The 13,613-nt window shown below is 71.8% G+C and carries 15 protein-coding genes and 1 pseudogene; 11 read left to right on the forward strand and 5 right to left on the reverse strand.

Features of this window, described 5'->3' with window-relative positions; all coding sequences use genetic code 11:
* Positions 1–59 precede the first annotated feature (59 nt).
* Positions 60–947 carry a CPBP family intramembrane glutamic endopeptidase gene (locus CUT44_RS22810; RefSeq protein ID WP_100203814.1) on the reverse strand — a complete coding sequence of 296 codons (888 nt, stop codon included), beginning with the start codon at positions 945–947 and terminating at the stop codon, positions 60–62.
* 603 nt (positions 948–1,550) lie between these two features.
* On the opposite strand from CUT44_RS22810, the gene CUT44_RS33200 reads away from it, so the two are divergent.
* The 4 genes from CUT44_RS33200 to CUT44_RS22825 all read left to right on the forward strand — a co-directional run bounded on the left by CUT44_RS33200 (position 1,551) and on the right by CUT44_RS22825 (position 4,687).
* The gene (locus CUT44_RS33200; RefSeq protein WP_158239649.1) at positions 1,551–1,700 is read left to right on the forward strand and encodes a hypothetical protein; all 150 of its coding nucleotides are present in this window, start codon (positions 1,551–1,553) and stop codon (positions 1,698–1,700) included.
* 58 nt (positions 1,701–1,758) lie between these two features.
* A complete protein-coding gene (locus CUT44_RS22815) occupies positions 1,759–3,153 on the forward strand; it encodes a helix-turn-helix domain-containing protein (protein ID WP_233221582.1) in 1,395 nt (464 codons plus the stop codon).
* A gap of 594 nt (positions 3,154–3,747) precedes the next feature.
* Positions 3,748–4,125 carry a hypothetical protein gene (locus tag CUT44_RS22820; protein ID WP_100203816.1) on the forward strand — a complete coding sequence of 126 codons (378 nt, stop codon included), beginning with the start codon at positions 3,748–3,750 and terminating at the stop codon, positions 4,123–4,125.
* A 4-nt stretch (positions 4,126–4,129) separates the two neighbouring features.
* Positions 4,130–4,687 carry a hypothetical protein gene (locus tag CUT44_RS22825; protein ID WP_100203817.1) on the forward strand — a complete coding sequence of 186 codons (558 nt, stop codon included), beginning with the start codon at positions 4,130–4,132 and terminating at the stop codon, positions 4,685–4,687.
* Positions 4,688–4,965: 278 nt separating this feature from the next.
* On the opposite strand, the gene CUT44_RS22830 is transcribed toward CUT44_RS22825, so the two are convergent.
* Positions 4,966–5,574, reverse strand: coding sequence for a VanZ family protein (locus tag CUT44_RS22830; RefSeq protein WP_233221583.1), 609 nt, complete (start codon positions 5,572–5,574; stop codon positions 4,966–4,968).
* Between the two features lie 272 nt (positions 5,575–5,846).
* On the opposite strand from CUT44_RS22830, the gene CUT44_RS22835 reads away from it, so the two are divergent.
* The 7 genes from CUT44_RS22835 (at position 5,847) to CUT44_RS22865 (ending at position 11,661) form a co-directional block, all read left to right on the forward strand.
* Positions 5,847–6,182, forward strand: coding sequence for a hypothetical protein (locus CUT44_RS22835; protein ID WP_100203818.1), 336 nt, complete (start codon positions 5,847–5,849; stop codon positions 6,180–6,182).
* Positions 6,179–6,625 carry a MerR family transcriptional regulator gene (locus CUT44_RS22840; RefSeq protein WP_100203819.1) on the forward strand — a complete coding sequence of 149 codons (447 nt, stop codon included), beginning with the start codon at positions 6,179–6,181 and terminating at the stop codon, positions 6,623–6,625. Before CUT44_RS22835 ends, CUT44_RS22840 begins: the two co-directional genes overlap by 4 nt.
* On the forward strand, positions 6,606–6,920 hold the full coding sequence (locus tag CUT44_RS22845) for a hypothetical protein (protein WP_146252287.1): 315 nt from the start codon (positions 6,606–6,608) through the stop codon (positions 6,918–6,920). The genes CUT44_RS22840 and CUT44_RS22845 overlap by 20 nt, the downstream gene beginning before the upstream one ends.
* A 46-nt stretch (positions 6,921–6,966) precedes the next feature.
* Positions 6,967–7,506: a DUF6069 family protein gene (locus CUT44_RS22850; protein ID WP_199185803.1), complete on the forward strand. Its 540-nt coding sequence runs from the start codon at positions 6,967–6,969 to the stop codon at positions 7,504–7,506.
* 246 nt (positions 7,507–7,752) lie between these two features.
* Entirely contained in the window at positions 7,753–10,257 is a 2,505-nt protein-coding gene (locus tag CUT44_RS22855) for a discoidin domain-containing protein (RefSeq protein WP_233221584.1), read from the forward strand.
* A 51-nt stretch (positions 10,258–10,308) separates the two neighbouring features.
* Positions 10,309–11,046, forward strand: coding sequence for a class I SAM-dependent methyltransferase (locus CUT44_RS22860; RefSeq protein WP_100203821.1), 738 nt, complete (start codon positions 10,309–10,311; stop codon positions 11,044–11,046).
* A gap of 186 nt (positions 11,047–11,232) precedes the next feature.
* Entirely contained in the window at positions 11,233–11,661 is a 429-nt protein-coding gene (locus tag CUT44_RS22865; RefSeq protein WP_100203822.1) for an OsmC family protein, read from the forward strand.
* A 122-nt stretch (positions 11,662–11,783) separates the two neighbouring features.
* On the opposite strand, the gene CUT44_RS34920 is transcribed toward CUT44_RS22865, so the two are convergent.
* The 3 genes and pseudogenes from CUT44_RS34920 to CUT44_RS34200 form a co-directional block, all read right to left on the reverse strand.
* Complete coding sequence (locus CUT44_RS34920) at positions 11,784–11,948, reverse strand: hypothetical protein (protein WP_408646777.1); 165 nt, start codon at positions 11,946–11,948, stop codon at positions 11,784–11,786.
* A gap of 63 nt (positions 11,949–12,011) precedes the next feature.
* Positions 12,012–12,245: pseudogene (locus CUT44_RS34925) on the reverse strand (class I SAM-dependent methyltransferase); the annotation flags it as partial.
* Between the two features lie 144 nt (positions 12,246–12,389).
* Positions 12,390–13,442, reverse strand: coding sequence for an NAD(P)/FAD-dependent oxidoreductase (locus tag CUT44_RS34200; RefSeq protein ID WP_233221585.1), 1,053 nt, complete (start codon positions 13,440–13,442; stop codon positions 12,390–12,392).
* Between the last annotated feature and the right edge of the window lie 171 nt (positions 13,443–13,613).

The raw sequence follows: 13,613 nt of genomic DNA on the forward strand, positions 1-13,613 counted from the left end.
GCGGGAGGCTCCAGGGCGCCTGACGGGACATCATGTCGGTTTCCTCCGGTCGGTCTGTCTCAGCGGCTCGTGTGCCGGCGGGTCCTGATTCCGCCGTTCCGGCGGGCGAGGACGAGCATCGGGGCGGCGATGGCCACGCCCATGAGGACGGGCATGATCGACGCCTCCAGACCGAAGCTGCCGCCGGTCAGAAGGGCGGAGCCGTGGGTGTCGACGGTGAACAGACCCTCGGGGGCGTGTCCGGAGACCGGGATGCCGAGCAGCTGCTGCGTGAGGTTCCAGGCGAAGTGCAGCCCCACGACGAACCAGATGTTACGCCGCCACAGGAACGCGGCTCCGAGCAGGACGCCCGCCTCCAGAGCGATCGCCACTGCGCTCCACGCGTTCGCGCCCGGGGTTCCCAGATGGGCGACACCGAAGAACAGCGAGGTGATCACGAGGGCGGCCCGGCTGCCCCACAACTGCTCCAGAGCCTGCAGGGCAAGACCGCGGAACAGCAACTCCTCGGTGACCGCGGCGCCGATCTGGACCACCACCGCGGTCCAGACGACCGACATGAAGCCATCACCCGCCCAGGAGAACGAATAGCCTCCGAATGCCGTGATCAGGAGGGCGGAGACGAGGATGAAGCCCAGGCCGATCCCACCGCCCAGCAGCACTTCCCGGCCGGCCCCGGCCCGGGCGATCTCCGGCGTGGAGCGTCGTGCGACACGGCGCATGACCAGCCAGTACACGGCCACCGCGGCGACCGCGCCCAGCACCGGCACCGGGCCGGGGCCGGTCGCCGTCAGGCCCGAGACCAGGCCGATGCCGACCATCCCCGTCAGCATCCAGCCCAGCGGAGAACGCGCGACCCGCCCCAACCGGCCACCGCGCCGGTCGTGTCCGCCGCGGTCCTCGTCCGGGCCGGAGCCCGTGTCGTGCTGTGTGGCGGATATCGTGTCCATGGCGACCTTCCCTGTGGTGGTCGCACCTGCGGCGACCTGAGGACCACGCTAGAAAACCGCCGACCTCCGCGAATCCCCCACGCATCGACAGCCCCGGTAGCTCCCACGGGGGATGCGCCACTCACACCCGCCCACCCGCTTGCGCCGATCCCCAGAGCCCGCCGGCCGTGGCCCCGGCCCCGGAACGCCACCCGTCCGCGCCGTCCGAGGCACGGTCCGGTTACTGAGGTTGAACTCGTGGAGTCGTAGGGGCTGACGGTTCTCGATCCCTGCGGTATGCCGGTGGGGTGAGGTAGCCGCAAGGCGGCGGTCCGACCGCCGCCCACCACCAGCTCGGCGGCCCAGGTCCGGGAGCGGTAGCAGGCGCCGTTGTCGATTGGGAAGCGGCGGATCGGCGTGATGTCGCGGGCGGACAGAACGCGACGGCCCGGTGCCAGAACGCGTCAGTGGTGATCGCGCGTTCGCCTTCCAGGGCATCGGTGCAGGCGAGCCGGAGTGGCTAGGGCGGGCTTCGGTGGAAGCATCAGGACGGACCGGCGTGGTCCACCTGCGGGTGAGGCCTTCGTCGTTCTGACGGTGGAAGGTTCCACCTAGGATCGGGTGTTGCGTGAGCGGGCCGACCAGGCACTCAAGGAGTACCGCACGGAGATCCGCCGGTACGTCAGGATCCAGGAGTGCGCGCTGGTTGACCCGGGCAAGGCGCCCGACGAGCTGGCGAAGGAGAGCCGTGCCGACACCTCAGGTACTCGATGAATTGCTGCGTCAACTAAGGCCTCGTATCTGCCAGGGTGCTGACCTTGATCCGCAGACGTTGATTGTCTGGTTGGGGCGGCAGCTCGAAGCGGAGATCGCCTTGCTCGACCGCGCGGGCGAGGTGGAGGTGTCCACCACCCGGCTTACGCCGGACATCCTTGCCAGTCTCCAGCCGGTGCTGACGCAGTTGTCAAGCGGACAGCTGGCCGCTGCGGCCTCGCAGGTGGGCGTGTTCCATGTGCGGTGTGAGGCGCTGGGACGGCACGTGCCGCGTCCGGTGCTGGTGGTGAGCAGCCGATTACCGCTGACACGCGAGGCGCTGGCGCTGGCATCCCATGTCGGCGCCATGGTCGAGGTGCTGCGACAAGCCCGGCAGGCCGACAACCTCGCACTGCGCTATCAGCAGGCGGCAGCGCGGCTGCGCCTGGCGGTCTTCATGGCCCTGATGACCGGAGAACCGACACTGGCCCGCCGGATGACAGCCGGCGCCGTTCCGCCGTTACTGGACGCTGAACGTCTGCGCATCCACCTGCTGCGCTGCCCGCCCTCGGACCGCGGCAGGCTCATCGACGCCCACCAGGACGCGTCCGGCTATCACGGTCGCGGCCTGATGGTGCGCTGTCCTGTCTACGACCACCACCTCATCTGTCTCCTGCCCCTGGACCACGACGGCAACTACATGGACGACCGCCTGGCCACGTCCCTGCGGACGCTGGTGCGGGACAACCCGCACTACGCGCTGGGCATCAGCGCCCCCGTGCCCTTGCCGGCCACTGCCCAGGCCTACGATCAAGCCCGCCATGCCCTGGCCGTCGCCGGCCATACGCCCGACCGGGTCGCCGACTACCACGGCCGGCCACCGCTGGCCGGGCTGCTCCCCCGTCGACAAGCCCTCGCCTGGGCCCACGCCTTCCTGGAACCGATCAGGGCAGCCCCCCGGCTCACCTTCGACATCACCAGCCTTGCCCTGAACTTTCCCCGCTCCGGTGTGGCGCGGCTGCTCGACATCAGCCGCAACACCGTCACCACCCATCTGAGGCGTGCCCAAGACGCCCTCGGCCTCGACCTGCAGGACCCCCGCAGCCGCGCCGAACTCGCCCTGGCCCTGGCGATCGCCGACCTCCCGCTACCCGACGGCAACACCGCAGCTGAGCAGGTGCCGCCGCCGTCGGTGGACAGTCTGCTGTCCACCGAAGCCGCCATCACCTGGGCCCACGCCTTCCTCCAGCCCCTCCAGCCCGGTACGGACCGCACCGTGCACCAGACACTGCGAGCCTGGATCGAGGCCGGCACCGATGCCCAGCGAACGGCCCAGAACCTCGGTATCAGCCGCGCTACCGTTCGCGCGCACCTGCGCACCGCCGAACAGCTCCTGAAACGCAGCCTCCTGCCCCCGGGCCCCGGCACCCACGAACTGGTCCACGCGTTCCACATCGCCGACCGTGCACCGTGAACAGTCCCGACCCTCCAACTACGCACCGTGCGCATTGCCTGAGCAGTTGTAGATACCCCAGCATCTGTACCCGGGGGACAGTCGGGTGTGTCTGACCGACGGGTACCCATTGAGACCAAAACGAGGAGTTGATTCATTGAAGCTGCACCATCTTGAAGCAACTGGCCAGGGTGCTGATGTGACGCCGGTTCGGGGTGCTCGTGCTGGTCGAGGGCGGCAGTCTGCGGTGTAGATCGAGGCTAGTCCTGGCACCTGCCCCGAAAGGCGCGCTGTTCAACCAATCGCCTCAGTCGCATCATCCGTGCAGTTCACACTCTCCTGATCTGCGTGAACTCAGGATGAAAGAGGCTCTTTGGCTCCGCAAAGTTACAGGTTCCCGGAACGTCTGTTGTCTCCTTGGCGTTGCACCGTTCACGTAAGTCCCGGCGCGCGCTGCAGACCGACTACGGGGATTTCCAGGAGCACCTGCAAGCGCTTTATGCCTTGTGCAGCCCCGTCGACTCGACCGCCAGGTGTGCTGTCTGGAGCTGCTCCTCTCGTTTAACTCCCGATCTTCCAGAAACACCGAGATCCCGGAAGGAAGCGTGACGAAAAATGACCACGAAAATCACTCGACCTGCTCGAAAGGCAGCGGCAGTGCTCGGCATGACAACGCTGATGGCGATCGTACCGTTGGTCGCCGCGCCCGGCGCTGAGGCGCTTGGTGACAATCGCACGGTCACCCGCAGTTGCGGCAAGAACCATGTGTCCAGTGGCCTCAACAACGGAAAGAGCTGGGCGCAGACCGAGAAGGAGTCGGGTACCTGTGCGGGTCGGCTGAGTGCCGCTCTCGAGTTGGTGGACGGCTACAGGATCCAGCGTGTGTACGGAACAAAAAGCCGTGCCTACGCTTCCTTCAACACGGGTTCTGGAATGGCGGCCAAGTACGGTCTGCACTGGGGCTGTGACAACTGCAACGTGACCAAGTCCTGACCGTATGCGTAAAGCGATGCTTGCCGTCGCGGGCATCCTGGCCGCCGTCTCGGGCTGCACCCCAGCTGCAACGAGTGGCGGCCAGGAAAGGCTCGCTGACATACCGCTTCCCGGACAATCCTGGGCACTCAAAGACGGAGTCGTAACTGCGGAAGAATACCGTGCGGCGGTGGATCGGTTCGTCTCGTGCATTCGGGACGCCGGCTACGCGGTCGATGATCCCGTGCGCAGCCCGGTGGACAACCTCACGCTGATCTACGACATAAAGCCCAGTGGTAAACCGGACGTCTACAACGAGGCTGTACAAGCCTGCAACCTTTCCCATCTGTCGCTTGTCGAGCCTACTTTTGTAGAGTCTGAGCAGCAGGTTATGGACGAGGTGCTGCGGACTGCGGTAACTGACTGCCTGCGACGCCAGGGGGTGTCGCTGACGGGCAAGGAGCGCAACCTCAAGGATTACTCCGCCGCCGCCAAGGATGAGGTGCCCGTCGTGAACTGCGTGACGGGAGAATGGCCAACTGTCTATCCTGATTTACCCGCAACCGTACCCATTCGATTTTAACCTCTCGGCAGGGGTGATGCGTGAGCTCATTGAGTCGCGTGCATCGTGAAGCCGCAGGTCATGGGTCTGGTGTGAGTACGTACTGGACCGATTCTCTGCTGACACCCGGTGCTCTCGTGGCGCTCCAGGGTGCCGTTGAAGTCGCCCTCAACTTTCACGTGCGGCTGTAGGCATTCACAGAAGAGGAACGCCATCCAACGGGGACCCCGCCCGGGCCCGCCGTTCCTTCCGGGGGCCGCCAGGCTGCCCGGCCTCCCGGGTCCTCAACTCCCGGCGGCTCAGCTCCCGTCGCCCCGGGCCGCCCCGGAGCGCTCCCGCCCACCGCCCCGCTGCCACCAGTGGCGGCGGGGCGGATGGACCGCGCGGCCCAGCCGGCGGCCGAGCAGCAGGTACCCCAGGAGCGCGCCGGTGGTGTTCAGGATGACGTCGTCGATGTCGAACGCCCGGCCTGTGACGACTGCCCCCTGCACCAGCTCCACCATGGTCATCACCAGCACGGTCAGCGCGCCGATCCGCAGCAGTCCCCCCGCGCGCGGCCAGGCCACGGGCAGCAGCAGGCCGAAGGGCACGCCCAGTGCGATGTTCCCGCCGAGCTGTTTGAGGGTGTCGCGGAAGGCGGGCTGGGAGAGGTAGTCGCGGATGGAGTCGCCGGGCTGGAGATTGCTGTGCGTCAGCGGTTGGGAGGCGTACGACGGGGTCAGGGTGAGCCGGGCGAGGGCCACGGCGAACAGCGCCGTTCCGACCAGCGCCACCAGCATCACCAGCGCCCGCACCACCGGTGGCGGTCCGGGCCGGTCGTGCTGCACCGCCGTGTCCGTATCGCCGTCCCCGTGCCGACCGTCGGCCGGAGCGCGGTCCTTCCCCCTGGCGAGCGGGCTGAACCCCATTGTTTCCCCCCGGCATGCTCGTCGTCGGTCCCGACGGCCTCGATCGGTCCCGGTCGGTCCTGATCGGTTCCGGCCGGTGCCCGGTGGCACCGGCCGTACAGCCGACCGGATACCCGGGGTGAGGGGACGCATGCGGGCCGGACACGGCCTGCGGGAGCGCGTCCGGCTGTGTGCTGATCCGTCGCCGTCCGGGCTTGCAACCAGTACCCAGGTACAGGTTTACCGTCGGAGACGTCCCCGCCATCGGGGACGTGGCGACGGGAGTGAACGCGATGAGTGATCCTGCGTGGGTGCCGCGGTCCTGCACCCTGCCCACCGGGGAGCTTCCCCTGCGGGTCGCGGAGTGGGAAGCGCTGTTCTCCGAGCGGCTGGCCTCGCTGTCGCGGCCGGAGCCGCTCCACCTGCGCCTCGACCTGGCCGGCGGGGAGGGCGCGGCGGACCGGGTCCGGGACCTGGCGGAGCGCGAGAGCGGCTGCTGCTCGTTCTTCACCTTCACCACCACCGGCGGCCGGGACCTGATCCGGCTGGACGTCTCGGTGGACCGGGCGCACGAGGCGGTCCTGGACGCCCTCGCGGCACGGGCCGCTGCCGCCGGGGAGCAGCGGTGAGCGCGGGGCTGCGCAGCGGGCAGGTCGCCGAGGCGGCCGGGGTGAACATCCAGACGCTGCGCTACTACGAGCGGCGCGGCCTGCTGGCCGAGCCGGAACGCAGCAACGGCGGCCACCGCCTGTACGGCGAGGACGCGGTGACCGTACTGCGGGTGATCAAGGCCGCCCAGCGGCTCGGGTTCACGCTGGAGGAGGTCGCCGAGCTGCTGGAGGCCGGCCGCCACCGGCACGGCCGCCCCGTGGCCGGGCTCCAGGACCGCGCCGCCGCCAAGCTCGCCGAGGTCGACGCGAGGATCGCCGACCTCACCACCATCCGCACCGCCCTGGCCGCCGCCGTGGAGGCGGGCTGCGACGACCTGACCGTCTGTGCGTCCAGCGCCTGCTGCCCCATCCCCTTCACCGGCCTCGCCGAGGAGAACCGCCATGCCGGACCCTGCTGCTGACCGACGTCCCCAGCGGGTCCCGAAGGTGCTCGGGGGCCTGGCCGCGCTGGTCTGCGTGGCGTGCTGCGCGCTGCCGGTCCTGATCGCGGCCGGCTTCCTGGGAGCCGGCGCCGGGGCGGTGGTGGGCCGGCTGCCCGCCCTCGCCGCCGTCCTGGCCGCTCTCGCCGCAGGAACCTGGTGGCTCGGGCAGCGCCGCCGCTCCTGCTCTTGCGCACCGAAGGCTGCAGGTGAGGACGGGTGCGGCTGCAAGGCGCCCGCCGATCCGCTGGTTGTCGGAGGCTTGGACGCACGGTAGGGCCAGACGTTTGTGCCGACATCGTCTTTCCGGATCGGAGATCTCAATGCCTGTGGGCGTACATGGTGGGGGCGGATTCCTCCACCGGGCCGCGGCCCGGCGTCCGGCGGCGGTCATCGTGGGAGCGGTCGCCGCCGCCCTGGGGGTCAACCTCGCTCTGTGGCTGATCGGCCTGGGCTTCGACGGGTCCTTCCAGTACGTCGAGGCCGACGGGTCGCCGCACACCACCACGGCGCCGCAGGGTGTCATCACCATGACGGTGCTTCCCATGAGCGGCGGCCTGGCGCTGGCCGCACTGCTGGCGGGGGCCGGGAAGCGGCGTCTTGTCCTGCGGTCGGCCCAGGCCGTGGGGGCGGGTGCCGCCCTGGCCACGACAGCGCGGACGTTCACCGCCGGTTTCGACACGCCCAGCACGATCGCGCTCTCCGTCATGCATGTCGTCATCGCCGTGCTCGTGGTCCTCGCCCTGGAAGCACTGGCCCGCCGGCAGCGGGCCGGCCGGGCAGGTCCGGTCTCCGGGAACTTCGCTCCCCGGCCCGGGACAACGGTCCCGGAGCCGGGCCACGGGGTCCACCGCAGGTCATAGCACCGGCCAGACCGGCGAACGCCTGGCACGCGAGCTGACACGCATGTCCTCGGGTCCGGTTTCCGGTTCCGGACGGCGTCCCGGTGCGCGCCCCGATGGGCCGGGACTGGCCGGAACGCGCCCTTTACACCCCGCCCCCGCGCTGCCAACGTCAGGGCCCTGTCAGCGCGACCGGTCCATACCAGGACCGGTCGGTCCGACCGGCCGGGCGCCTACGGCGCGGTCGGCCATACGGGGGGAGCCGTCGTGCGATCAGTCCTGTCCCGCCTGCGTGTCGGAGCGCTCGTCCCGGTGACCCTGGTCTCGGTCACTGTCGCGCTCCTGCCCTTACTGGATCCCGCCGCCGGGGACCGCGCCGCCCCGCCGCCCGCCCACCACACCGCGCCCCCGCTCCTCCCGGCGGCCGCCATGGAACCGGCGGCCGAGACGCTGCCCCGGACCGGCTGGACGGCCACCGCGAGCGACGCGGAGACGGAAGGGGAGGACGGCCGGGCGGCCAATGTCCTGGACGGCAACCCCGAGACGATCTGGCACAGCAAGTGGTCGGACACGGCCGCGCCGCTGCCGCACTCCCTCACCGTCGACATGGGCGCCGTCCAGGTCGTCTCCGCGCTGGTCTACCGGCCGCGCGCCGACAGTCCCAACGGCCGGATCGGCACGTACACCGTCGACCTCAGCACCGACGGGCGGGACTGGGGTCCTCCCGTCGCGACCGGCACGCTGGCCGACGACGCCACCGTCAAGACACTCGGCTTCGCCGCGCAGGGCGCCCGCTATGTGCGGCTGACGGCCACGAGCGAAGCGGGCGGGCGCGGCCCGTGGTCCTCGGCCGCCGAGATCGACCTGCTGGGCGACCCGGGGCGGCCGGCCGGAGTGGTGGACCTGCCCCGGTCCGGCTGGACGGCCGCCGCGAGCGATGAGGAGACGGAAGGGGAGGACGGCCGGGCGGCCAACGTGCTGGACGGGGACGCGGAGACGATCTGGCACAGCCGGTGGTCGGGCACCGCGGCGCCGCTGCCGCACTCCCTCACCGTCGACATGCAGCGCGCCCGGACCGTCTCGGCGCTCACCTACCAGCCGCGCCGGGGCGGGGCCAACGGCCGGATCGGCGCGTACACCGTCACCACCAGCGCCGACGGCACCACCTTCACGGACCCGGTGGCCACCGGCACCTGGCGGGACGACGACACCGTCAAGACCGCCACCTTCACCCGGCCGGTCACCGCCCGGTACGTCCGGCTGACGGCCACCGGTGAGGCGGGCGGGCGCGGCCCGTGGTCCTCGGCCGCCGAGATCCGCCTCGCCGGCCCGGCCGACCCCGCCCGGCACGGCTCCTGGGGCCCGCTGATCGGCTTCCCGCTCGTCCCGGTGGCCACCACCGTCCTGCCGGGCGACAAGCTGCTGGCCTGGTCGGCGTACGCCACCGACCGGTTCGGCGGCAGCAACGGCTACACCCAGACGGCCGTGATGGACCTGCGGACCGGCGAGGTGAGCAGACGGCGGGTGGAGAACACCGGGCACGACATGTTCTGCCCCGGCACCGCGATCCTCGCCGACGGCCGGGTGCTGGTCACCGGCGGCAGCAACGCGGACCGCGCCAGCCTCTACGACCCGCGCACCGACACCTGGTCCGCCACCGACCGGATGAACATCCCCCGCGGCTACCAGGCCATGACCCCGCTCTCCACCGGCGACGTCTTCGTGCTGGGCGGCTCCTGGAGCGGCGACGCGGCGCGGGACAAGAACGGCGAGGTGTGGTCCGCGGAGACCGAGACCTGGCGCGAACTGCCCGGTGTGCCCGTCACCGGCACCATGACCGCCGACCCGGCAGGCCCCTACCGGGCCGACAACCACCAGTGGCTGTACGCCACCTCGAACGGCCGTGTCCTGCACCTGGGCCCCAGCCGGCAGATGAACTGGATCGACACCGGCGGAGACGGGTCGGTCACCCCGGCCGGGAACCGCGCCGACAGCCAGGACGCCATGAACGGCAACGCGGTCTCCTACGACGTCGGCAAGCTCCTCACCCTCGGCGGCGCCACCGCCTACGAGAACGTCACCGCCACCGGACGCGCCCACACCGTCGACGTCAGCGGCGGCGGACAGCCCGTCAGCCGCCGTACCGGCGACATGGCGCAGCCCCGCGCCTTCGCCAACAGCGTCGTCATGCCGGACGGAAAGGTGGCCGTCTTCGGCGGGCAGCACCGCCCCGTCCCCTTCAGCGACGCGACCTCGGTGCTGACCCCGGAGATCTGGGACCCGGCCACCGGCGAGTTCACCGAACTGGCCACCATGGCGGTGCCGCGCAACTACCACAGCGTCGCCAACCTGCTGCCCGACGGCCGGATCTTCTCCGGCGGCGGCGGGCTGTGCGGCGACTGCGCCACCAACCACTTCGACGGGGCCGTCTTCACCCCGCCCCACCTGCTCAACTCCGACGGCACCCCGAAGCCCCGGCCGGCCATCACCGGGTCCGTGCCCGCCGGACTGGAGCACGGGACCACGGTGACGGTGACGACCGACAAGCCGGTCACCGCCTTCTCGCTGGTGCGCACCGGGGCGGCCACCCACTCGGTCGACAACGACCAGCGGCGTGTGCCGCTGGAGTTCCGCGCCACCGGGGGCAACAGTTACGCGCTGGACGTCCCCGACGATCCCGGGGTGGCCCTGCCCGGCCGGTACATGCTGTTCGCGCTGGACGCCGACGGGGTGCCCAGCGTGGCCCGGCAGGTCACCGTCGGGCGGCCGTGACCGCCCGGTGGGGGCGGCGCGCCGCCCCCACCGGACCGGTACGGTGAGCGCATGTTCGACCCACAGGGCCCGACCCTCCGCGAACTGACCGTGCAGGCGCTGTCGTCCGTCGAGCGCGGCTACGACCTGCTCGCGCCGAAGTTCGACCGGACCCCGTTCCGGACCCCGGAGAAGGTGCTGGACGCGGTGGCGGACACGCTGCGGCCGCTCGGGCCGTTCGAGTCGGGGCTGGATGTCTGCTGCGGCACCGGGGCGGGCATGGACGTCCTCGCCCGGCTGTGCGAACGGCGGATCACCGGGGTGGACCTCAGCGCGGGCATGCTCGCCGCGGCCCGGTCCGCCCACCCGGACGGGCCGGACGGGCCGGACGGGCCGCCGGTGCACTGGGTGCGCGCCGACGCCCTGCGGCTGCCCTTCGCGCCGGTCTTCGACCTGGCCGTCAGTTTCGGGGCGTTCGGCCACTTCCTGCCCGCACAACGGCCCGCACTGTTCGGGCAGGTGCACGCGGCGCTGCGGCCCGGTGGCCGGTTCGCCTTCCCCGTCGGCGCGCCGCCGCGGATCGGCTCGCCGCTCTACTGGACGCTGTGGGGCTTCGACGCCGCGATGCGGGTGCGCAACGCGCTGTGGCGCCCGCGCTTCGTCATGTACTACCGCACCTTCCGGCTCCCCGAGGTGCGCCGGGAGCTGGCCGGGGCGGGGTTCGCGGTGGAGACCCTGCCACTGGAGGACCTGGGCCGGCGGCCGGACGGCAGTCCCCGCGCCCGGCTCGTGGTGGCCCGGCGGAAGTGAGCGGGTCCGGCAGCGGTCCGGGCAGCCGCGCGGGCAGGGGCTGCTGCCCGTACGGTGGTCCGGAAAGCAGCCCGGAGGCGGCCGGGGGCGTGCCGTACGCCCGGTCGCGACAGGCCGACTGCCTAAACTGATCAACGCAGTTGTTCTATCTTCCACTCGTCGCCCATATCACCGGGAGTGATCACGATGGCAACCACCCGCACGGCCAAGACCCACTGGGAAGGCAACCTGATGGAGGGCAAGGGCACCGTCGCCCTGGAGTCCTCCAGGATCGGCACCTACGACGTGAGCTGGCCCGCCCGCGCCGAGGAGCCCGGTGGCAGGACCAGCCCCGAGGAGCTCATCGCCGCGGCCCACTCCTCCTGCTACTCCATGGCCTTCTCGCACGGCCTGGCGGGCAAGGGCTACACCGTGGAGAAGGTCGACACCCAGGCCGACGTCACCTTCCAGCCGGGTGAGGGCATCACCGGCATCAAGCTGACCGTCCGCGCCACCGTTCCGGGGCTGTCCGAGGAGGACTTCCAGGCCGCCGCCCAGGACGCCAAGGCCAACTGCCCGGTCAGCCAGGCCCTCGCCGGGGTCAAGAACATCACCCTGGACGCCCAGCTGGTCTGACGCCGAGGCGGCGTGGTGACGGCGCGGCGCCGGCACGCGGCCGACACGGCGGCCGCGCCGGTGCCGCACAAGGGCCCGCCGCCCCACCGGTGCTTCCGGTGGGGCGGCGGGCCCTTCGGCTCTCAGCCGGAGCGGCGCCCGAGCTTGACGACGGCGTCCGGCACGGTCGCGCGCTGCCCGTCGGGGCCGGTCACCTCGCGCGGCCGGTCCTCGCACACCAGCGTCTCCCACTCCCGCTCCGGGAGGCCGAGCGACTCCCGGGCCTCCCCGGCGGTGGGCAGCTCCACCTTCCGCTGGTGCTCGTCCGCCCGGGGCGGGGCCCCGGCGTGCCCGACGACCAGCAGTACCCCGCCCGGTGCGACGGCCGCCGCGGAGGTGCGCAGGATCTGCGCCCGGGGCAGTTCGACGGGGTCGGGGGAGTGGAGGAAGTGGGTGGAGACCAGGTCGAAGGGGCCCTCGGGGAAGGACTCGGCCAGGTCGTGCCGCTGCCAGTCGATCCGGTCGGCGACACCCGCGTCCCGGGCGTGTCGGGCGCCGCGGTCGAGGGCGACCTGCGAGACGTCGACGGCGGTGACCCGCCAGCCCCGCTCGGCGAGTCAGATCGCGTCGGCGCCCTCGCCGCAGCCCAGGTCCAGGGCCCGGCCCGGGGGCAGTCCGGCCGCCTCGCGGACCAGGGCGGCGTTGGGCCGGTCGCTCCAGATCCGCTCCTCCGCGCCGTAGAAGGAGTCCTAGAACTCCCCGGCTCCGGTCCCGCTTCCGGTCCCGGCCGCCGCCGGGGGCGTGCCCATGGCGCGGCGGGCCGCGACGGCCCGGTCGGTCTCCTCGGCGATCAGATCGGCGTTGATCGCCGCACCGGCGCGTACGCCCGCGGCGGCGGAGCCGACGACCTGCTCGGTCGGCGAGGTGACGTTGCCGGCCGCCCACACCCCGGGTAGGGCGGTGGCCCCGGTGGGGTCGGCGGGGATCGCCGTGCCGATCACCTGGCCGCCCCACTCCTGCTCGGCCGGCTTCAGCCCGAGCCCGTCGAGGAAGTCCGCGCGGGCGGTCAGCCGCGAGGCCGTGGCCAGCGCCCGGCGGGGAATGATCCGGCCACCGGCCAGCCGTACCCCGGTGAGGCGGTCGCCGGTCACCTCCAGTCCGGTCACCTCGCCGTCGACGACGGAGACGCCGCGGGCGGCGAGTTTCTCGTACTCCTCGTCCCCGAACTCCGGCGCGGTGTGCCGGAAGAGGGTCACGTCTTCGCTCCACTGCCGCCACAGCAGGGCCTGGTGGACCGCCAGCGGCCCGGTGGCCAGCACGCCGATCGGCGTGTCGCGCACCTCCCAGCCGTGGCAGTACGGGCAGTGCAGCACGTCGCGGCCCCAGCGCTCGGCCAGCCCCGGCACCGGGGGAAGCTCGTCGACCAGGCCGGTGGTCACCAGCAGCCGGGCGGCCTCGACGGCGGTGCCGTCGTCGAGGACGAGCCGGAAGTCCCCCGACCCCCGGCGCTCGGCGGCCACCACGGTGCCCGCCAGGAACTCGCCGCCGTAGCCGGCCACCTCCGCGCGGGCGGTGGCCAGCAGCCGCGCGGGAGGGGTGCCCTCGTGCCCCGGGTAGACGTGGACGCCGTCCGCCGGGGCGTTGCGCGGCGCCCCGGAGTCGATCACCAGTACCGAGCGCCGCGCCCGGACCAGGGCCAGCGCCCCGCCCAGTCCCGCGGCGCCGCCTCCGACGACCACCACGTCGTAGCGGTGCTGCGCGTCCCCGGCGGCGGCCGGGGAGCGGTGGCTGTGTGCCGTCATGCTCCACCTCATCGGTTCTCGTGTGCCGTGTCCTGTTCCCTGTGCTCACCGGAAGCCTCGCGCCGACCACCCTCCACGGACAAGAAATCTTGCCGGAACGGCAAGAAGAGCGGAGGGGGTGGAGCGCCGACGGCAGGTCCGAAAGCGCCGTAGCGCTCGGCCGCCGGCCCA

The organism is Streptomyces carminius, from assembly GCF_002794255.1.
Taxonomy (GTDB): domain Bacteria; phylum Actinomycetota; class Actinomycetes; order Streptomycetales; family Streptomycetaceae; genus Streptomyces; species Streptomyces carminius.

What these genes read in the sequence shown, in the direction of transcription:
- CUT44_RS22810 (WP_100203814.1), bottom strand. Translation starts at nt 947, where the DNA reads ATGGACACGATATCCGCCACACAGCACGACACGGGCTCCGGCCCGGAC.
- CUT44_RS22820 (WP_100203816.1), top strand. Translation starts at nt 3,748, where the DNA reads ATGACCACGAAAATCACTCGACCTGCTCGAAAGGCAGCGGCAGTGCTC.
- CUT44_RS22825 (WP_100203817.1), top strand. Translation starts at nt 4,130, where the DNA reads ATGCGTAAAGCGATGCTTGCCGTCGCGGGCATCCTGGCCGCCGTCTCG.
- CUT44_RS22830 (WP_233221583.1), bottom strand. Translation starts at nt 5,574, where the DNA reads ATGGGGTTCAGCCCGCTCGCCAGGGGGAAGGACCGCGCTCCGGCCGAC.
- CUT44_RS22835 (WP_100203818.1), top strand. Translation starts at nt 5,847, where the DNA reads ATGAGTGATCCTGCGTGGGTGCCGCGGTCCTGCACCCTGCCCACCGGG.
- CUT44_RS22845 (WP_146252287.1), top strand. Translation starts at nt 6,606, where the DNA reads ATGCCGGACCCTGCTGCTGACCGACGTCCCCAGCGGGTCCCGAAGGTG.
- CUT44_RS22850 (WP_199185803.1), top strand. Translation starts at nt 6,967, where the DNA reads ATGCCTGTGGGCGTACATGGTGGGGGCGGATTCCTCCACCGGGCCGCG.
- CUT44_RS22860 (WP_100203821.1), top strand. Translation starts at nt 10,309, where the DNA reads ATGTTCGACCCACAGGGCCCGACCCTCCGCGAACTGACCGTGCAGGCG.
- CUT44_RS22865 (WP_100203822.1), top strand. Translation starts at nt 11,233, where the DNA reads ATGGCAACCACCCGCACGGCCAAGACCCACTGGGAAGGCAACCTGATG.
- CUT44_RS34200 (WP_233221585.1), bottom strand. Translation starts at nt 13,442, where the DNA reads ATGACGGCACACAGCCACCGCTCCCCGGCCGCCGCCGGGGACGCGCAG.